Raw genomic sequence first — 20,035 nt, 5'->3', positions numbered from 1 at the left:
TGTGAGGATGAGGCGGGCAATGACGGTATTGAATTCACTTGAAACGTTCGGCAAATCTCTGGACGCCATTTTCGTGGGCGATCTGGAACACCTACGTCCTCACCTTGTCGTCGGGCGTTCGGAGCAAGCGAGCCGTTCAGTACGGGACGCGCTGGACGATTGCTGGTTGGATGCGATCGTAGAAAGTTTCAACCAAACGTATGGGAACACCCCGCGCACAGCCGTTCTTTCGATTTGGTCGAAATGGTATTTTGCGACCGCTCTCCCGCCCTTGATCTGCTCCAACATTCTTCTGGATCAAACACCACCGCTGGAGCTCGAGCATTTCCGGATTGCCTTTACTCCTGACCATAAGATCGACAGCGTTGCGATCCCCGAAGGAGAAGTCGCGCCGGTGCAATCACGCCCCGGAAACCGGCTGCTACCGATTGTCGAGAAGCACCTCTATCCGTTTGTAAAACTCTATCATGCGAGGACCGGCGTCAGCCGTCGCATCCTTTGGAACAACGCCGGAACTCTCGTGGAAGGTCTTCTGACGTATTTGGAGCGGGTGCAGATCGGGGGAGCGGCCCGAGACGAGTGTAGCGACTTCCTCCAACTACCTAATCTTCCGAACGGCAAGCGAAATCCCCTGTTCCAACCGGTCGCATACGTGTTGCTTGACGAGGTTCCCGCAAGACGCCGCCGTGTATGTTGCTTGAGGTTTCAGCTTCCAGACGGAAAGCTCTGTTGCGCGTGCCCCAAGCAAGAAGAACGCGTTGAAAGTAGCTCCGTGCCCGACGTGGAGGACGTGAAGGGGTGAGATCGGTTTCACGCGCAGGGTTGCGATACGCCTCCTCATATTTTTTGGAAACGTGGAAACTCGTACCGCTCATCTTGCTAGCAGCGGTCATTGCCTGCCAGCTTGGCGTTGTCGCCGCGCAAGTTGCGATGAACTATTGGCGAAACGATTTCTTTCAATCTCTACAGGACAAAAATTGGACGGAATTCGTTCGGCAGTTTTGGGTTTACATTCTGATTGCCGCAGCGCTGATTACAGCAACCGTTTATCAGAAGTATTTTGCGCAATGGTTGACCATTCATTGGCGCGACTGGCTTACACAACGTTTCCTTGATCTCTGGCTGGCGAATGCAAACTTCTATCGCGCGAGATTGAAACCAAAATCTGAAGACAACCCAGATCAGAGGATCGCAGAGGATACCTACAAGTTTGTATCGCATGTGATTTCGATCAGCGTCGGTCTGGTCGGCGCGACCGTCACTCTTGGGTCGTTCGTCACCATATTGTGGATCATATCACAGTCAGTGCCTGTCACATTGTTTGGTGAAGAACGTGTAATCCCGGGACTTCTCGTCTGGATATTGGTTTTGTACTCCGCTGCCGGGACGCTACTGGCGCATATGATTGGTCGACGACTGATCCCATTGAACTTTGAACAAGATAGAAGAGAAGGGGATTTCCGGTTCGGATTGATGCGCGTACGCGATAATGCGGAAGAGATTGCACTGCTAAACGGAGGAGCCCCTGAAAGGAGAGAGCTCAATAGCAGATTTAAAATGCTAGCTGAAAATTGGTATGCGCTCATGGCGCGCCAGAAGATGCTGAATTTTTTCACCGAGGCCTACAAACATTCCTCTCTTTATATTCCATACCTGTTGCTCGCACCATTGTATTTCTCTGGGGGAATTCAATTCGGAGCCTTCATGCAGGCAGGCTCGGCGTTTGCTCAAGTTCGCGGTGCGCTGTCATTTTTCGTAACCGCCTATGAGGAATTGAGCGAGCTGATTGCCGTGACACAACGGTTGAGCCGACTAGAAAATGATCTCGGAACGGCCCAGGAAATAGAGCCTTGCATACCATCGGAGAATCGCGAGGGGGATGTCCCTCGTCTGCATATCGCTCAACTGCGTGTGCTGGATCCAACAGAACGAGACACCCTCGGCCAGCTTGAGAGCCTAAATCTGGCAAGGGGAGAAGAATTCAAGATCGCGGGGCCGTCCGGCAGTGGAAAGACGAGCCTCGTGAAGGGGATTGCAGGGATCTGGCCATATGCACGCGGAGACGTTGCCTCGAATTTAGAGCGCACTTTGGTCCTTCCACAGCGTGCATACATGCCTCTCGGAACATTGAAGGATGCCGTCTCTTACCCGATGACGCGTGACGAAGTTGACGACGACATTGCGCAAGCGGCACTGCGCGATGTTGGGTTGGCTGCTCTAGTGGATAACTTGCACGATAAGACGATTGTGGAGCGGCTTTCCGGCGGCGAACTCCAACGCTTGAGCGTCGCACGTGCCCTGCTCTACAAGCCGGATCTACTCATACTCGATGAAGCAACATCTGCCCTTGAATGGACGGCTCAGTGTCAACTAGGCAACCTTGTCCGCGAGCGTTTGCCAGATACGATCATCATCGAAACGTCTCACGCTGAATAAAAGAATTCCCGCTGATTGAGATTCGGAGAAGCAGTCATCCTGAGACCATGACGGATATGCGCCGCGATGCGGATGCGTAAGCGGGTCTTGCCTTGGAGAACTCTAGGGTTGAACTGCGGAAACGCTGTTGCTCCATCTGTCACCATCTTGGCTCGGCGGCGAACAGGCAACCCGCCAATATGACGACGGAGGTCTCCGTTAAGCTTAATAAAATGTAAAAGCTCGCATCGATAAAGAGCGTACTAACAATTTGCCCGTGGGGCTTGTTGGTGTGTGGCAAATGATGAACGAGCAGGCGACCCCTATCTTCGCAGACCCGACAGGGCGACGGAAACGCGTAACGAACCTGTTTGGAGGCATGCTGATCATTGCGGCCACGATGGCGCTTATTGGTTTGCTTGTCGCACTGATCCACAGTCCGGTTCTACCGTCATTAGAGCACGCGGCAGCTGTCGTCGAAGATGTACTAAGCGCAAAAGCTCCGGCTACGACGGGCGGCCTGAACGTAACCTCCCAACTGCCGACGCTGTTTGTGGCGTCTTCTCTCTCTCAAAACGCACTGCGATTTGCATTTGTCCAGTCCGGCGATTCGCGCAGTATTGGCTCATTGAAGGAGAACGCATCTCATCTCGACGCGATCATCGTTGACTGGCTAGGAGCTGTCTCACCAGATGGTAAAATTGCATTGCGCAATTCTGCCTCCATTGCGACTCTCAGAGAATGGATGCGCCAAACCACGCCTCATCTCGCAATTTTTCCACTGATCAGTGAGGAGTTCGTCGGCCGGAAGTTGGCGGCGGTCCTGGCGTCGGCAGATCTGCGCCGCAGGCTCGTGGGACAGATCGGCGAGTTTGTAAGGTCGCACGATCTTTCGGGTGTCACATTCGCACCGGGCCAAATGCCGAGCTCAAGCCACTACGCGATCGCATCGTTTCTCTCGGACCTTCGCGCTGAGATGCGAACCTCCGGGGGGAAGGTTATCATTCAGCTGCCGAACGCGGATGTTTCCTCACACGATGTGGAACTTGCAAATATTGCCGACTATGCGCTCCTGACCCTTTATGAGGATACTTACGCTACACCAGCAGCGCAGCCTCTCGCGCCCCAATCATGGTTTGAAGCCAAGCTGCATGCCGCGATCCGGAGGCTGGATCGCACAAAGCTGATCGTCGGTATTGGCGCATACGCAAAGGACACGAGTGACGCCGGGATTGCTCAAAGCATATCTATTCAAACAGCCTGGGATTTAATGGCCAGGTCCGGGGCGGAACTGTTGTTTGATGCCAACTCGCTCAACCCGCATCTTATGTTTGAAGACGGCAGAAGGACCAAGCACACTGTTTGGCTTCTCGATGCCGTGACGGGGTATAATCAGGGGCGGGTTGCGCTATCCATCCATCCGGCAGGCATTTCACTGTGGCGCCTTGGCCTCGAGGAGCCAAGCGTTTGGGATGTAATTGGTCGCTCGAATTTGCCGAAAGAGCAGCTCCTAGATCCCATCAAAGTCCCTCAACCAGCCAATGACGTCGTCGATCACGATAAGGGAGCTGTGTTCTCGATCTCCGATGAACGCAAGCCCGGGAAGCGTAACATCACGGTTGATCCCAGGCGGAATCTGATTGTCGACGAAAAGCTTATCGATATTCCGAAATCCAGAAAGGTCGAAAGCTGGGGCCAGAAAAACCAGCGCCGCGTCGCCCTGACATTTGATGACGGACCGGACGCCGTCTATACGCCTGAAGTACTGGATATCCTCAAGGAAAAGAAGGTCCCCGCAACGTTTTTCATCATCGGGCAGAACGCGTTGCAAAACCCAAACCTGATGTGGAGGCTCTATGCCGAGGGCCACGAGATCGGCAACCATACCTTCACACACCCAAACCTTGCGGGCCGCAGCACGTCGGAAGCGGAATTTGAGCTCAACGCCACGCAACACGTGATCGAATCCCAGCTGAGAATTCGTACAGCGCTTTTCCGTGCCCCGTACAATATCGACGATGTGCTTACCAACCAGGACGGGCTTGATGTCCTCGATGTTGTTTCAAAGCTTGGGTACGTCAATGTAAGGGTGACTGTGGACCCCAATGATTGGGCCAATCCGACGTCAAAGCAAATCGTAAACCGGATCTTGAAACAGATCGCGAGCAAGGAGGACGACGAAAGCCTGGTCGTGCTCCTGCACGACTCGGGCGGTAGTAGGCGAAGCACGATCACGGCGCTGCCGATGATTATCGATGAGCTTCACAAACGGAATTACAAGTTCGCCTTGGTCAGCGACCTTCTGGGTGTTTCGCGAGACGAGGTGATGCAGTCCATCCATGCGAAGGGAATCATGTCGGTTGCCCTTGCAGAATTAACCGGAACAGGGCTGGGCTGGGTCTCCTTTTTTGTGCGGAGCATGCCGGTCCTGGCGATTGTTACCGCAGTGATCGGGATTTTGCGCCTGGCCGTAATTATCGTCTTCGCACTTCATCATTGCGTGCGCGAAAGAGATAGGCGTGCCTTGAAGTGGCGACCGAAAAGCTTGTCGATCCTCGTTCCCGCTTTCAATGAAGACAAGGTGATCTGCAAGACGATCCGTTCTTTGCTCGTCTCGAGATGGAGAAAGTTCGACATCATCGTCATCGACGACGGCTCGAGCGACGAAACGGCGGAAGTCGTGCGCCGGATGTTTTGGAAAACGCGGCGCGTCAAGGTCTTCAAAAAAGAAAACGGCGGGAAATCGGCGGCGTTGAATTTCGGACTGCGCCAGACCAATGCTGAGATTGTTATCGCACTTGACGCCGACACGATCTTCGAACCGGGCGCTATCGAGAAGCTCGTTCGCCATTTCGTTGATCCCAATGTCGGGGCGGTAGCAGGCCGCGCCGTAGTCGGTAACGAGGTATCGTTAATGGCCCGGTTCCAGTCGCTGGAGTATGTCTCGAGTCAGAACCTCGACCGAAGGGCTTTCGAGCGGTTCAATGCTATCGGCGTGGTTCCTGGTGCCATCGGGGCTTGGCGACGTGAGGGGCTCATCGAGGCTGGCGGGTTCCCGCACGATACACTTGCCGAAGACGCTGACGCTACGGTCGCGCTGGAACGCAGAGGTTGGAAGGTTCTCTACGAGCCCGCAGCCGTGGCGATGACGGAAGCACCGGAGACGGTTCGGGCATTTCTGAAGCAACGCTTTCGCTGGATGTACGGAACGCTTCAAGTGGCTTTCAAGCATCGCGGAGCATTGAAGGACCGCTCAGCGCCCGGCGTAAGATTCATCACCATTCCAAATATTATCATCTTCCAATTCCTGTTTACGCTCTTGGCGCCAATCATGGACTTACTGTTGGTGATGACGCTGCTCGTAGGGCTACGAGAGTGGGTTCTAACTGGAGGTTTGATCGTTTCTGACAGCCTGATCAAGGTGTCAGTTTATTGGGCGGTGTTCCAAAGCATCGATGCCGTCCTTGCGGCGTTGGCCATTCGCCTCAACGGGGAGAGGCGGGCATGGTCGCTCTTTCCGCTGATATTCATTCAGCGGTTCTGTTATCGGCAACTTCTTTATGCCGTCGCCATTCGCACGCTGCTCGCCGCTATAAAGGGGCAGTTTGTGGGATGGGGTAAATTGCTGAGGACCGGAAACGTGCAGGAAATTGCGCGCCGACCGGTCCCCATGTCTGAAGCGGCAGCGCCGGCCTGACGCCCTGCGCAAGCTGTGTCCGTTTTTGATTGATTGCAGGAGTTGCAAATGTATTCACGTAAGTATTGCACGCACTGCGGCTCTCGCTCAACACTGCGCGCTAGATTTGCTCATTTCGCACGCTTGAGCCGCGGGCTATCCTTACTCACAACGATTCTGGTTCTGGGATCCATCGCAAGCCCTTACGCGAAAGCCGCGGGGCCGCCCATTGATGGGACGCCGTCAGATGCTGTCGAACTTAGTGGAGATAAGGTTTCATTCGGGGACAACTTGAAGCTCCTGTTTTTGGAGCAGATTGGCGGCGTCGCCGCCGACCAAGACCTAGGCTCTTTGAACCTGGTGGAACGAACAGAACTTTCAGGCGAATATACCGTCCAATTGGACGGCGACATCATGCTCCCAATCATGGGGCCGCAGAAGATCGCTGGAAAGACTTACCTTGCCGCGCAGCAGCAGCTCCAGGAGGCTTACAAAACGCTGTTCGCCAAGAACGCACGGGTAAGCCTCACGATACTCAACCATGAGCCGATTTACATTCTGGGTAGTGTTGCGAAGCCGGGCACCTACGATTTTTCTTCCGGCATGACCGTGCTTCACGCGATCGCGCAAGCCGGCGGAATCAACATAGGCAACAGATCCGACATTTACGATCTCGTGCGCGAAAATCAGAGGCTTGAACTTTCTCTTCAGAAACAAAGAAAACTACTTGCGCGACTTGACGTGTTGAGGGCTGAGCGGGCTGAAACAAAACCAAAGCCTTCCGACCGACTTGTGCGGCTGGCGGGAAGCGACGCTGAAAAGCTCGTTGCCGAAGTGGAACATATCCGTGAGCTGGCTGTTGCAGAGCGAAAATTGCGGCTTTCGAGCTTGGACACCACGATCGAGTCCGCCGAACGAGAGCTCGCCGCACAGCGCGAACGTATCACGCACATCCGATCCAACTCGGATAGCAAGTTCGAACGAGCCAATATGCTCAAGGATCTCGCCAAGCGAGGCTCTGGCAATGCCTATCAGTATCTTCAGGCAAAGAGCGAATTCAGCGACGTGCAAGAACGGCTTACGGAGGTTAACGCGCTGATCGCTCAGATCGAAGACCGGCGCGCGCAATCCATCAATGAAAAATCCAAGATCGAAACGGAAGAGCAAATCAATCTAGAGCGGGAGATCCAGTCGGCAGAGGATCAACTCGTCGAGGAAAGCGCCAATGCATCCGCAAGCATGCGAATTCTCGGGCTATTTGATGGAGGAGTATCAAGTTACACGGAAAAGCAGGTAACCCAATTTTCCATCCTGCGCCGGAGTGTTGACGGAACGCACGAAATCGTTGGCGGTGAACTCACAGAACTCAGGCCTGGAGATCTCTTGAAGGTTCAGCTTCTGGCTCGCCCTGGTACCGCAATGTTGGGGCGAGTGGTTCGCTAGTCGCCGCGAGTATTGGCAGGTGAGCGATCCGGCTGCCGAATTCGGGCTGGGCATTCCAGCTCGAAATCAGTCAATGCGTCGCTGTGAAACTTGGGAGCCTCGATATCGTTTGCTTCGGTCGTAAGGAGGCCTGCGAGATCGGCCAACTCAGTATCCGAAAGGCCAAAGGTACGAACGGCCGTTATCGGAATGTGATGGTTCCAACTCCGGACCTCTTTGGCGGATCGCGCGCCGCTGGGAAAGGCATCGATATAAAAGGCCACGTCTCTCGCAAGCCGATCCTGTGGCATCGTTGGATGGGGATGAAGCTGGGCGAGACATCGGCGCGTTGCAGCGTTGCGGGTGGCGGCTTTGTCCTGCGTCTCGATGCAGCTTAAAAGGCTCGGCATTATATCTGCGCTGTCTGGCGGGGCGCCGATAAACGTCGCCCGATCATGAAAGAACGCGTAGTCCAACTCGGTGGGCTCAAGTCCGACCGACCTCCAGAGATCGATATAGGATTTGATCTTATAGCCATCGAAATCTTCGCGCGCGTACACTTGACGATAGGTATCGCGAACCGACTGATGACGCCCGAGCTCGGTTAGGCCATCCTCCCAAATCTTTCTGCGCATGGGATCGACCCACACCGCGCACATAAAGTGTTCGAGCGGAGAGGTCCCGTCGCAGGATTCAATCGGCGGGGGGACAAGCTCTAGAAACCGTAAGACATTTGGGAACTCAGTTCCGAAAGCTTGCTGGGTCAGTCTTGTGTTTCGCCTTGTCGCATTACCGACGATCCACTGCAACTCCCGGCCCTGCCCCGCCGTCGCCCCGCGGGGGCCCCAGGTCAACATCGAGCACGGATCTGTCGAGTTGCGGCACGCAAGAGATGAGTCTTCGGGGGAGGCCGCAACCGCTAACGGGTTTGGGCTATCCTGGCAAAAGTTCCATTCTGGTTTCCGCCCGAAGTCGGTTGCTTCGAATGTGAGCGTCATAGCCTCGATCTTGTCTTCGAGGTTCGGCACGGGCGTGCTTTTAAGAAGGGCGTTCCAAACGGAAACCGTCAACGTGCCTTTGACTGCTTCGCGGGACATCTGCAGTTGTTTGAAGTTCGGACATGCGGCGAGCGTCCGAATGGCATGAGCGGTTCTAAGGCTGAAAATACCTTTCTCCTCCCGATCAAGCTCCTGAACGGCCTCTTTGCGGTGACAATCGATCAGGGCTTGTCGTAGTGGTTCACGCAACTCAGCAAACGTCGAGTACGCACCGACACGAACTGGCGTGCGATCGACGTGTAAAATTATGGGATCAGACTGCTCGGCTAATGCGATGGGCGAAACGAATAAAAAGATGGCGCCAACCAACGGAAGCCACCGAACCGTCTGACACAGGAACTTTCGCGCGTACATTCATGCAATATAGCGGATTACGGGTGGCCTCGGAGCATCTTTGCCGACTTTCTAAACGGACGGTTTGGGACGCTCACCAAACCTCCATTACGGGATTGTTGAACGTAGGTTTGGGGCCCATATCCCAAGCAATCGCTCGCTCAAGCATTTCAGGTCATCGCCATAATCCTGTGGGCATGAGGCGAATAGGAGTATTGAGAGGGGGCAAGGTACGATGTTGATCGGACGCAGAACTGTCCTCCAAGGTGTTGGGGCGGCCGCGGTAGCTAGCGTCACTGGGTTGAGTTCGTCGCGAGTGTCCGCGGATCCGATTTCCAAGCCACTTACGAGGACCATCCCCTCAACAGGGGAAGACATCCCGGTGGTCGGACTTGGCAGTTGGATCACGTTCAATGTCGGCAACGATCCCGTACTTCTGGATACATGCGCGGACGTAGTCGCCGCTTTTTATGAAAGCGGAGGACGGCTTATCGATTCGTCGCCGATGTATGGCTCGTCCCAAGCGACCATAGGTTACGCCCTCAAGAAACTCAGCCTCCCAAATCCCATCTTCTCTGCGGATAAAATCTGGACGTCTTATGACTCCGAAGGAGCATCACAGTTCGCGGAAACGCGCGCCTTGTGGGGGCTCAAAACGATGGATCTCATGCAAGTGCACAACCTGCTTAGTTGGCGCGCGCATATCGACATGCTGCAAAAGAAGAAGGCGTCCGGAGAAATCCGCTACGTTGGGGTCACAACATCCCATGGCCGCCGGCACGAGGACCTCGAAGATATCCTGGCCAATCATGATATCGACTTCGTACAATTGACCTATAACGTGCTCGACCGTGAACCTGAGCAACGTATTCTGCCGCTGGCGCGCGAACGCGGAATTGCTGTGATTGTGAACAGGCCATGCCAGCGGGGAACCCTGATCCAGCGCTTTTCCGGTAAGCCGTTGCCGCCCTTCGCTGCCGAGATCGATGCCGGTACGTGGCCGCAGCTTCTATTGAAATTCATCATTTCTCATCCCGCGATCACATGTGCGATTCCTGCAACCACACGTGTCCCGCACGTCCAAGAAAACCTCGCGGCCGCAGCAGGACGCTTGCCGGATGAGGGTATGCGCAAAGCCATAACCGATTACGTAGCGGAGCTATGAGGTGGCGGATTGGTCCAGCTATTCGCTCTCCGATTTCCTGCTGTTCTCACCGCAGGTCTACGAGCGTTTATTCGTTTTGCTCAATCGAGATATGTGGCCCTGGCAGCTTGCCGCGCTGGTGGGTAGCGTTGCCGTTTTGGCACTGACGCTTCGTGGGACACTATCGGGTTCACGCGCAGCTTTTGCAATTCTCGGAGCAGCGTGGATCTCAGTGGCGTCCATATTCTTCCTCGGACGCTACGAAACAATCAATTGGCTGGGCGCGTACATCGCCCCTGTGGCCGGACTAGAGGGAGCAATGTTGATCCTGCTCTCGTTTACCGAGCGGGTTGGTCTGGTCGATCCGCGCAAGAACAGATTGGCCTTTAGCATTGGCTTGGCCGTCCTCGTGTGCGGCCTTTTCTTGTATCCGTTATTCGAGGCAGCCTTCGGTTTGAGCTTCGAAGGTGCGCAGGTCTTCGGGCTCACTCCGGATCCAACAGCGGTCGCAACACTTGGAGGCGTAGCGCTGCTGAGCGGTAGATTACGGTTTCTGGCAGCCGTCATTCCTGCCGCTTGGTGTATCTTTACAGCGCTGACGTTATGGACCCTCGAGCGGGCAGATTTCTTTCTCGCGCCGGGACTTTTGATCATAGCGCTCATGGCAATCTTTCTGCCGAGAAGCACTGACCAATCTCAGTAGTCCCACTCGAACCCAATGCCGACCTTGCTGTTCCCGTCGGCGCCGACCTCGCCGCGTGCTTTAAGCGACTTCGTTAAATCATGGTCGATAACGACGCGGCTTGAATCCATCGATGTGCCCCCGCGCACGCCGATATAGGTCTTCTCGTCGACATAGCTGCCAGCCGATACCGTTGCTCCGCCATTTTGATCGGTCCCAACGTCGAGTACATCAATACCAACCGAACTCTTGAGTTGATCGAGGACGCTGGGGCCACTCGATAACCCACCGATTTTGTCGATTTCGCTTGCGAGTTGTGCGAGCTGCAGCGGCGAAAGGCCTGCCAGTTCTTTGTTGAAAAGGAAGCGCGCCACGACTTCGTCTTCGGGGAGCTCCGGAATGGATGAAAAATTGAAAGTCGGTTTGGATGCCGCGCCCGTCACAGAAACGATGACCGTCACATCTCCGGCTGGCCCGGACGCCTCCATATCGAGCTGCGGCTCGACAGAGCCGTTGAAGTCGAGGTTGCCACGTTTGAAGTCAAGCTGCCGGCCGAGAATGGCCAAGCGCCCCCGCTCCATGGCGAACGCACCGACAGCCATGGGGCGGGCCGCGGTTCCCTGCAATCGCAAATCGCCGCCAAGCTGCGCATCCAGCCCGCGGCCGCGAACGAATATCCTGTTTGCGGCCTCGATCCGGATGTCGAGCGCCACGTGCATGGGTTCGCCTTCGCTACCCTCTCCCGAGCGCGCCTTTTCACGCTTTTGAATATGGGTGGGCGCGTTGACATGCTTCAGCTCAAGTTCGGAAACGGAACGTGGTAATTGGTTCGGCACGGTGACATCGAGACGCTTGATGTAGATCGTTCCGCCCGCCGTGAGGGCCGAGGGCGTGCCGCGAATATCCAGAGCCCCGTCCACCTCTCCAGCCATGAGCTGGCGATCGTCAAACTTGAAGCCCGACAAGCCGAGGGCAAGTTGAATGTCGACAGGAGCGCTACCGTCGATCACAACATTACCGTTGGCGTTTAGGGTGCCGCCCTTGGCGCTCGTGGCTTCGAGCTTTTCTATGGAGATCTTGCTTTGGGTGAAGCGGACGATCCCCTTGGTATCCGTTAGTTTCAGGCCCGTTCCGGGATCATCCACCGTAACGTTGGCGAGACTAAGCGAGCCTGCAATTGCTGGCGCTGCGATGGTGCCACCAACCTCAGCCGCAAGGGTTGCGCGGCCACCAACACGTGTCGCCCGCGCTCCTAAAATCCCGTTCGCTAAAGCTAGTGGAAGGTCGCCCGTGATCTGAGCCTTAACCTCTCCCCGGTCATTGGTTATGGCGGACCCATCAACGTTGACCTGAAGGCGATCGGGTCCACGAACCGTAACGACACCACTCGCCTTCTGGCCGGCAAACCGGCCCGTCAGGTCGATGTTAACGGGAGGCAGGTGCTGCGCTCGGCTGGGGCCTGCCGAGGCATTGCGCCAACTAAGCTTCGTTTCTGCGACGGGTGAAGCCGATGAGCCGCGTACAGCAACCCTCCCGTCAATGACGCCCTCAAGTCGGAGGTCCTCAGTGAAGGCATCGGAAATATTCGCGGGAACGGCCTTGAGAACAACGTCTAAAGCGAGAGCGTCTGGCCCCGTGCCTCCCGCGATCTCAATGAGGCCGTCTCCTGCCGAGATCGCGATCTTCTGAAGTTTGGTTGCGCCATCAGCTATAGAGATTTGCGTAGGAGTCTTGAGGCGGAGTGAGCGCGCGCCCTTCCTTAACTCAGCCTCGCTAATCGCGACATCAAAAGCCGTGTCGCGCTGGGTAAGTCCGCTGACAAGACGGAAGGTTCCGCCATTGATGGTGCCCGCTCCGGTCACACGAACTGAAGCGTTCTCTGTGTTGTGCGCATCAACGCGCACGTCACTCACGTTCAGTCCATCGGTCGTAAGATCCTGCAGCCGGAGTTCAGCATTGACCTGCAGTGCTGCCAGATAGTTCTGCGCACTACCAACGGCTTTGAAGCCGCGCAGCTGCATGCCCTCGTAACGGACACGATCAGCTTCCGCCCGCAAGACAACGGCGGGGGTGCCGGAGTTTTCAGAAAGCTCCAGGTGCGCGGCAAGCCCACCTTCAACGGGCTTGCCCATAATCACCGACAGGTCGGAAAGTGACGGTGCGGTAACCGACAGCTTGCCGATGGGTACGCCACTTGCTGTCGTGAGGATGTTGCCTTGCGCCTGTATCGCCCCAAACGAGATCCTCAAATCGTCGACAGCCGTAGCACCGTCCGCCGAAAAGGCGAGCCTGCTATGCCCGGATAAAGCGCGCTTCGCAATCTGCGCACCAATGGTGAATGTACCGGCATGTGCCGCAAATGAACCCTGCCCCGCGAACTTAGCGGTCGGGCTGGTCACTGGCTGTCCGTGCAGTGTGACCCCTTGCCCATCAAGTGAGATATTCGTGGTGAAGCCGTTTCGCGGCCCCTTCAACTGTGCGATGAGCCGCGCTTGTCCTTTGAGTGCGTTGTCGAGCGAAGACAAATCTGCGACCTGGGCCTCGAAATTCACGTCGACCTTGGTGTCGTCGATTGCGCCGCTTGCTCGGCCGTTCAAACCCGCAGCGGTGAGTGACACATCGTTGATGGTAAGTTTGCCCGACGTCGCACCGTCGATTTTTCCTGAAAGGCGCGTCGTTCCTTTTAGTGCCTTGGCGAAACTTGGATTGACGGCCGCAAGGTCCTGGCCCGTTGCATCGAGCGCAACGGAAAAGGAACCGGTGCTCGGCGTAAATGATATCTCGGATTGTACGGTGATCTGCCCACCAAGTGGTTGCCCGGCAAGTGCGGACGTTTTGGAGAGATCTTGGGCCTCCAATTCAGCGGAGGCCGACAGGATGCCTCGTTTAAACGTGCCGCGTCCCCGAACAACACCAGCGGATGTGACGATACGTAAACCGTCAATCTTTCCTTCAGTTGAGGATAAGCTGCCCGTCAATTGCGCTTCTGGAGTTGGGCCGATTACATCTGAAAGACCCGGCGTGAGCGGCTGAAGGCCCTGCGGAACTATGCGTACGTCGATACGCCCTAGCGCGAGTTCGGACTCGCCAGCCGGGTGTTGCTGGATGCCTTGGCCTGTAACGTCCAGGCGTTCAAGGCTCCCCCAATCGCCAGCCAGATCTTTGGCAATGAGCGAGGTCTCGACGCGGCGCTCTGACTTCGTCTCGGGCAGCAAGAGATGAACTTCGAGATCACGAAAAGAGAGCGGAGCGTCCGGGCCGAGCGCGATCTGAACGTTTTGACCGTCAGCCCGCGTCACACGCGCATCAAGACGCCCAAACGCATAACCTTCGTCCGGTTCAAATCCACCAGCAGCCGTCACGCGCAACGCGTCGCTCGCGAGCAGAACACTTTCAGCATCAAATCGCTTAATCCCGGCCCAGGCTCCCTTGATCGTGCCTGTAGTTTTTCCGGCAAGTAAGCTGGAAAGCGCTGGCGGGACGAAAGCTTGCAGATATCCCTCAAAGCGCGCATCGAGATGATGGCGTTCGCCGTCTCGATCGATCTGAACCGTACCCGCCGCAAACGGCTGGTCCGTCGCCGCCATTGACCACTGCGCACGCCATGCGTCCAACAAACCAGTGCCATTGAAAACAAAGCTGAGCGGTGGTGCGCCAGGGATGTCGAGCAGCGTCGCCACGAGCCCTCGCCCCGGTTCGGAAGCCTGCGCGACCAGATCAAGAGAGCGCTTGTCGGGACGGTAGGATAAGTGCGCCTCTAATTTGCCGCCGGGTACATCGAGCCGTCTGATCTTGATCTGAGCAGAGAGCCCACGCTCAAGATCAACGAGGTCTGCGCGGCCGGACACATGAAGGCGAGCCGGAACATCTGTAGCCTCGCGGAGCACGATCTCCTTGATTTCTAATCGCTGTGCGGTAAGCGCGACGAGCGAAGAATCCGATGAGGTCGAATTGGTTGAGTGTTGAGACGCGGGTAACGGAGTGCGTTGAATATCGACCATCCCAACCGTGAGATTGAGGATTTCCAAGCGTCCGTGGATCAGAGCCAAGGGGCGCCAGGAGAATTCGACATTGCGAACGTCGAGCCAAGTTCCATCCCGGTCCTGAACGCCGATACGGTCGATGCGGCCTTCCGACAGCAGCGATCCCTCAAGCGTGCCGAAAGTAACGCCGCCGTCCGCCGAAGCGATGGCGTATTCGGCAATGCGTAGCGCAAAACGCTGCCCCGTGGTGGTCATCAGCGTCAGAAATGTCACCAGAGCGACAACAATGAATCCGGCGAGGATCCGGCCGGCCCATATGGCGGCACGGCGCATCAGAACGCCTGCCCGAGACCGACATACAGGCCAAAGCCCGGACGGTCATCGCGTTCGGTCAGGGGCACGGCAGCATCGAGCCTGATCGGCCCGATAGCCGAGAAATAGCGCAGTCCAATCCCCGCGCCGACATAAAGGGGATCCGAAAAGTCGAACGTGCTTTCGGAAGAAACCGCTGCAACGTCGATGAACGGCACGAGCCCAATTGTTTCTGTCACGCGGAGCCGCAACTCAGCCGAAGCCTCGGCAAGCGCGAGGCCGCCAGTAACTTCGCCGCGGTATTCTGGTCCGAGACTGCGATATTCGTAACCGCGAGCCGAGCCGCCGCCACCTGCAAAAAATCGCGACGTTGCCGGGACATCGATCAGGGAGGCGCCAGCAACGCTGCCGACGACAACCCGACCTGCAAGAATAGCGCGGCGTTCTTCGGTAAGCGCAAGATAGCTGGCGAGTTGGGCACGGCTCTCGACAAACGCATTTCCCCCGGCCACGTCGACCGTAGGTGCACCGCGTAAGAAGATGTGCACGCCGCTTGCCGGGTCGAGTTTGTTGTCGCGTGTATCGTAATCAATCTCTGTTGGCAGGGAGATAAGGGTGAAGTCCCGGTCGCCGAACGCATCCTCAACGTAGGCCTGACGTCCTTCCAAAGCGATCGTTCCAGACAAGTGGTCGTCAAACCGGCGAGACAGCCCTCCCTTAATGCGTCCGGAATAACTGTCGTACGTATCGGGGGCTTCCCGCTCAAAGCGAAATTCGAGAAAGAGATCCGTGTCGATATCGAGAATGCCCGGCTTCGAGAACACAGCGCCGGCGTTGTACTGGAGCTGATCAATAGAATCGGCACCGAGCCGTGAGACTGACCCATCCACGCGCAGTCGCTCACCCTCGCCGAATAGGTTTCTGTGTCCCCAGAAGGCTCCAACTTCCGCGCCATCGAGCGTGGAAACGAAAGCGGTCGCGCCAAAAAAACGAGGTTTGCGTTCGGTGACATCGAGCGTGATCGGAATGCCCCCGCTTGCGTCGACGTTTTCACCCTCAACAATGCGGACGCTCTCGACGGCTTCAAGCTTGCGCAAGCGCTCCCGCGTTGTCTTGAGATCCTTCGGGTCGAAGCGTTGCCCGGGCCTCAGCGCGCTTTGGTCTGCGATGGTGTCGCTACTCATGTCCTTCGTACCGACAACACTAATCCAGCCGTAGACAGCCGGTGCGCCGGGATCGACGGCAACATGGAGGTCGACCATGGAGCGTGCGTGATCGGCGCGGATGTCCTTCTGCGCAACGCGGGCGAAAGGATATCCGGCCCGGCGCCACTCCTCCACAAACCGGTCAATTGCAGTGATGATGATATCCGACCGTGCAGGCGCGCCACGCACAAGTTTGTAGAACTCGGGCTCTGTCGGAGGTTGAGCGCGGGTCGGGGCGGTTTGTGTGAAAGCCACCTGCCCAAAGTGGAAAACCGGCCCCGGCGCGATGCTTATCTGGACAACGATGGGAGCTGACGGTGTTGCTTCGATTGCGTCCGGGTTGAAGGTGCCGAGAGGAATGCCAGCGATGCGAACATCAATTTTCGCGCCGTAGTGCGCTTCGGCGTAGAGCGCTGCGGTTAGCTGTTCGATATCAGCCTGGGCACGTGCGGCAAGAGCGCCGGTATCAGCCGCGCCTTGTTTGGCGTTCGTTACGAGCAGGGAAATCTGCGAGAGTTTGTCTTTGAGGCTGCGGTCTTCTCCATCGATTTCGATGGCCGCCGTATAAGCCAGCGCCCCCTCCGGTACAGCATTCTGTTCACCGATAAGTGACACACCAAAAAGGTCCACGGCATGTGCATAAACCGTAGACAACATCAGCAGCAGCGCTACTGCCCCCAAAACGCGGGTCAATCTGAAAAAGGAAGAGAACAATAGTGATCCGATTTGCGTTTGTTTTCAGGTCTTTACGCAAATACACCTGCACAACGACTCTGTGCACAGCCACTATACAAGGGGAACTGATTCTATCAATGTTTTGAGCTTGTTGACTGTGCACAGGCCCTGCTGCGCGGTACCGATCCACAGACCACAAGTTTTAGGTTGAGCATAAGCGGCGCAAGGTTGTCCTGCGTGGGGTGGTCGAAGAGCCATCAACCTTGCCGAATTCTAGCGAGAGGGAGAATTCGGAGCGGCCAGAGCACTGCCAGATTTCGCAGCGATCAACGCGACGCTCTTGATTTGCGCGAATACCTGCGCGCCTTCGACCATTTCGAGGGCTTCTTTGGATTTGCGGGTAATGCGGCCGACGATACGCGCGCCGTTGCCATCCTCCCCGAGTCCGGCAATGACGTTGACTTGTGCGGCGTTGCCACCACCATGGCTTGTGATCGAGAGAATGCGGGCGGGCAAGCAATTCAAAATTGTCGTCTCGCGCGGGATAACTCGAGTGAAACTTACATCTGACGCGCTGATACGCAGGCGCCGAAGACCGCCGGCCGCGCCCTGATGGCCGGGCACCACCAATTCTCCGCCCGCAACGGCTAAGGTCGTGAGGGTGTAGGTTTCATCAAACCGCATAACCTGCCCCTCGATGGTAACCGATGCCTCCGGAGCTTGTAGGAGAGGCAACTCGGGATCGGACTGAAGCGTGTAAAGCGGCCCAGCCGCAACAACGCGGCCGTCTTGCAAGAGGACGAGTGTATCGGCTAGGCGCTCCACCTCCGTGATATCGTGACTGACATACACGATCGGGATGAGCAGGCTTTCGTGCAAAGCTTCGAGGTAAGGAAGGATTTCTTCCTTCGTCATGCGGTCCAGCGCCGCCAACGGCTCATCCATGAGCAGAAGTTGGGGTTGGGAGAGAAGCGCGCGGCCGATGGCAACGCGCTGACGTTCACCGCCAGAAAGAGCCAATGGCGCCCGCTCAAGCAGATGCGAGATGCCAAGCAGAGCGACAATATCGTCGAACTTCAATGCGTTTGCGTTGGCTTTTTTTGAGGCGCGCCGCGCTCCGAAAAGAAGGTTGGAGCGGACGGACAAATGTGGAAATAAGCTTGCTTCCTGGAATACATACCCGATCGGTCGGTCATAGGGTTTGCGGAAGGTATTCGTCGCGTCATCTTGCCAGACTTCGTCGCCGACCGTGAGTTTTCCCGTCAGCCGATTAAGCCCGGCCATACACCTCAGAACGCTTGTCTTTCCGCACCCCGAGGGTCCGAATAACGCGGTGATGCCCTTCGTGGGGGCTTGGAAGGAGACATCGAGAGAGAATGCTCCGAGCGTGCCCGCGAAGGCGACGTCTATGCGAGCTTCACCAGCGTTCACAATCCCGGCCGCCCCATCCTTTTTTCCAGCACCATCATGGTCAGGATCACGCTGAAGGAAAAGACCAGCATGCCCCCCGCAAGGATGTGGGCCTCCGTCCATTGCAAGGTCTCGACATAATCATAGATCGCGACCGACAGGACTTTGGTTTCTCCTGGAATATTGCCACCGATCATAAGTATCACGCCGAACTCCCCCACCGTGTGGGCAAATCCCAAAACGGCGCCCGTCATAAAGCCGGGGCGAGCAAGCGGAACGGCCACCGACCAGAACGTATCCCATGGTGTCGCTCTCAAGGTCGCTGCAACCTCGAGCGGCCGCTCTCCGAATGCTTCGAACGCGTTGCGGATCGGCTGAACAACGAAAGGCATGGAGTAGATCACCGATCCGATTACCAACCCCTCGAAGGTAAAGGCTAGAGACCGCCCCCCTGCCAACCCGGCCAGCCAACCGCCGGGGCCGTTGGGCCCCAGCGTAACGAGAAGATAGAAACCCAGCACAGTCGGCGGAAGAACGAGCGGCATAGCGACAACAGTCGCCACCGCCTCCTTCCACCGCGCCTTCGAACGAGCAAGCCACCACGCGATGGGTGTTCCGATGATGAGCAGCATCACCGTCGTGATAGCCGCGAGTTCTAGCGTGAGCCGGATGGGAGACCACAGTTCCCCAAGATCGAGCATGCGTTAGAGCGCCTTTACTTACCCGCGCCGTACCCGAATTTCTCCTTAACTTCGAGCGCCTTGGGGCCTTTCAGGAATTTCACGAAAGCAACAGCTGCTTCGTTCTTTTCACCACCTCTTAGCAGGACGGCGTCCTGCGCGATCGTGGCGTACAGATCTTCTGGAACAATCCAGCGGGATCCTTCCGTCTTGGCGGCCACCTGTGAGAGCGCAACAAAGCCGAGTTCGGCGTTATCGCTGTCTACGAACTGATACGTCTGGGCGATATTATTGCCCTGTACGATCTTATCGGAAAGATCATCGTAGACACCAAGAGCTTTCATCGCTTCGACTGCGGCAGCGCCGTAAGGTGCGGTTTTGGGATTGGCGATGGCAATTTTGTTGAACTTCCCGTCCTTGAGTGTCGCTTCGCCCTTCACAAAATCCGGGTTTTTGCTGAATAGGACGATTTTCCCGGTCGCATAGGTGAAGCGGCTGTCCGGAACGGCAAAGCCCTCCTTCACCGCCTTTTCAGGACGCGCTTGGTCGGCGGCAATGAAGACTTCAAAGGGAGCCTGCTGAGTGATCTGCGTGTAGAGCTGACCGGTGGAGCCGAAGCTGAAGACCGCTTTGTGCCCGGTCTCCTTCTCGAATAGATACCCAATCTCCTTGGCGGCTTCGGTGAAATTGGCCGCCACTGCGACCTTCACGTCCGCAGCCTTCGCAACCGTTGAAAGCATGACGGCAAACAGGACTGCGGGGAACCACGTGGCCGCAGACCATATGCGCGTACGAAGTGGTGATTGGGGCATCGAGAGTCTCCCTCCGTTATTTTCAATCAGACATACCGCTCATATCCGTCTGGGCCCCGTTGGTGCAAGCTTTATTTTCAACGGGAAATATCGATTGATAGTGTGGCCGTCTATCGGCAGGACAAATTCATCGGCAATCGTCATATCATCGACGTGCCCAAGAAAGCTGTCGCATCACAGGATGCTCCAGCGGCACAAAGGAGGAGGATGCCTAACAAGGAGTTTGAA

12 protein-coding genes are annotated in these 20,035 nt (G+C 56.5%); 6 read left to right on the top strand and 6 right to left on the bottom strand.

Annotation, left to right across the window (positions count from 1 at the left end; all coding sequences use genetic code 11):
* Positions 1-19 precede the first annotated feature (19 nt).
* From fhuF to BLS30_RS01305, 4 genes are all read left to right on the top strand, one after another.
* Positions 20-802, top strand: coding sequence for a siderophore-iron reductase FhuF (gene fhuF, locus BLS30_RS01320; RefSeq protein ID WP_046478119.1), 783 nt, complete (start codon positions 20-22; stop codon positions 800-802).
* Positions 799-2,436 carry an ABC transporter ATP-binding protein/permease gene (locus tag BLS30_RS01315; protein ID WP_090226070.1) on the top strand — a complete coding sequence of 546 codons (1,638 nt, stop codon included), beginning with the start codon at positions 799-801 and terminating at the stop codon, positions 2,434-2,436. Before fhuF ends, BLS30_RS01315 begins: the two co-directional genes overlap by 4 nt.
* A 280-nt stretch (positions 2,437-2,716) precedes the next feature.
* A complete protein-coding gene (locus BLS30_RS01310; RefSeq protein ID WP_090226068.1) occupies positions 2,717-6,112 on the top strand; it encodes a trifunctional glycoside hydrolase family 18/polysaccharide deacetylase/glycosyltransferase family 2 protein in 3,396 nt (1,131 codons plus the stop codon).
* Between the two features lie 48 nt (positions 6,113-6,160).
* Positions 6,161-7,534: a polysaccharide biosynthesis/export family protein gene (locus BLS30_RS01305; RefSeq protein ID WP_090226066.1), complete on the top strand. Its 1,374-nt coding sequence runs from the start codon at positions 6,161-6,163 to the stop codon at positions 7,532-7,534.
* Here the strand turns inward: BLS30_RS01305 and BLS30_RS01300 are convergent.
* A complete protein-coding gene (locus tag BLS30_RS01300) occupies positions 7,531-8,880 on the bottom strand; it encodes a hypothetical protein (RefSeq protein WP_139165276.1) in 1,350 nt (449 codons plus the stop codon). The two genes, BLS30_RS01305 and BLS30_RS01300, sit on opposite strands and share 4 nt — an antisense overlap.
* A 259-nt stretch (positions 8,881-9,139) precedes the next feature.
* Here BLS30_RS01300 and BLS30_RS01295 point away from each other — a divergent pair, with 259 nt between their 5' ends.
* Both BLS30_RS01295 and BLS30_RS01290 read left to right on the top strand, forming a co-directional pair.
* Entirely contained in the window at positions 9,140-10,069 is a 930-nt protein-coding gene (locus BLS30_RS01295) for an aldo/keto reductase (RefSeq protein ID WP_090226061.1), read from the top strand.
* A 1-nt stretch (position 10,070) separates the two neighbouring features.
* Positions 10,071-10,751 (top strand): DUF6064 family protein, encoded by a 681-nt coding sequence (locus tag BLS30_RS01290; RefSeq protein ID WP_090226058.1) that lies wholly within the window; start codon positions 10,071-10,073, stop codon positions 10,749-10,751.
* Here the strand turns inward: BLS30_RS01290 and BLS30_RS01285 are convergent.
* From BLS30_RS01285 to modA, 5 genes are all read right to left on the bottom strand, one after another.
* Positions 10,745-15,046 (bottom strand): translocation/assembly module TamB domain-containing protein, encoded by a 4,302-nt coding sequence (locus tag BLS30_RS01285; RefSeq protein WP_090226055.1) that lies wholly within the window; start codon positions 15,044-15,046, stop codon positions 10,745-10,747. The genes BLS30_RS01290 and BLS30_RS01285 overlap by 7 nt on opposite strands.
* Complete coding sequence (locus BLS30_RS01280; protein ID WP_139165275.1) at positions 15,046-16,887, bottom strand: autotransporter assembly complex protein TamA; 1,842 nt, start codon at positions 16,885-16,887, stop codon at positions 15,046-15,048. The genes BLS30_RS01285 and BLS30_RS01280 overlap by 1 nt, the downstream gene beginning before the upstream one ends.
* 291 nt (positions 16,888-17,178) lie before the next feature.
* Positions 17,179-18,336: a molybdenum ABC transporter ATP-binding protein gene (gene modC, locus BLS30_RS01275; RefSeq protein ID WP_244512339.1), complete on the bottom strand. Its 1,158-nt coding sequence runs from the start codon at positions 18,334-18,336 to the stop codon at positions 17,179-17,181.
* Positions 18,333-19,016 (bottom strand): molybdate ABC transporter permease subunit, encoded by a 684-nt coding sequence (gene modB / locus BLS30_RS01270; RefSeq protein ID WP_046478127.1) that lies wholly within the window; start codon positions 19,014-19,016, stop codon positions 18,333-18,335. The genes modC and modB overlap by 4 nt, the downstream gene beginning before the upstream one ends.
* A gap of 14 nt (positions 19,017-19,030) precedes the next feature.
* Complete coding sequence (gene modA / locus BLS30_RS01265; protein ID WP_425284133.1) at positions 19,031-19,807, bottom strand: molybdate ABC transporter substrate-binding protein; 777 nt, start codon at positions 19,805-19,807, stop codon at positions 19,031-19,033.
* Positions 19,808-20,035 lie beyond the last annotated feature (228 nt).

The sequence above is a fragment of the Filomicrobium insigne genome (genome assembly GCF_900104305.1).
Classification (GTDB): domain Bacteria; phylum Pseudomonadota; class Alphaproteobacteria; order Rhizobiales; family Hyphomicrobiaceae; genus Filomicrobium; species Filomicrobium insigne.
This window is presented reverse-complemented; position numbering and strand designations above follow the sequence as displayed.

What these genes read in the sequence shown, in the direction of transcription:
- BLS30_RS01280 (WP_139165275.1), bottom strand. Translation starts at nt 16,887, where the DNA reads ATGTTGTCTACGGTTTATGCACATGCCGTGGACCTTTTTGGTGTGTCA.
- fhuF (WP_046478119.1), top strand. Translation starts at nt 20, where the DNA reads ATGACGGTATTGAATTCACTTGAAACGTTCGGCAAATCTCTGGACGCC.
- BLS30_RS01305 (WP_090226066.1), top strand. Translation starts at nt 6,161, where the DNA reads ATGTATTCACGTAAGTATTGCACGCACTGCGGCTCTCGCTCAACACTG.
- BLS30_RS01285 (WP_090226055.1), bottom strand. Translation starts at nt 15,046, where the DNA reads ATGCGCCGTGCCGCCATATGGGCCGGCCGGATCCTCGCCGGATTCATT.
- BLS30_RS01295 (WP_090226061.1), top strand. Translation starts at nt 9,140, where the DNA reads ATGTTGATCGGACGCAGAACTGTCCTCCAAGGTGTTGGGGCGGCCGCG.
- modA (WP_425284133.1), bottom strand. Translation starts at nt 19,807, where the DNA reads ATGCCCCAATCACCACTTCGTACGCGCATATGGTCTGCGGCCACGTGG.
- modB (WP_046478127.1), bottom strand. Translation starts at nt 19,016, where the DNA reads ATGCTCGATCTTGGGGAACTGTGGTCTCCCATCCGGCTCACGCTAGAA.
- BLS30_RS01310 (WP_090226068.1), top strand. Translation starts at nt 2,717, where the DNA reads ATGATGAACGAGCAGGCGACCCCTATCTTCGCAGACCCGACAGGGCGA.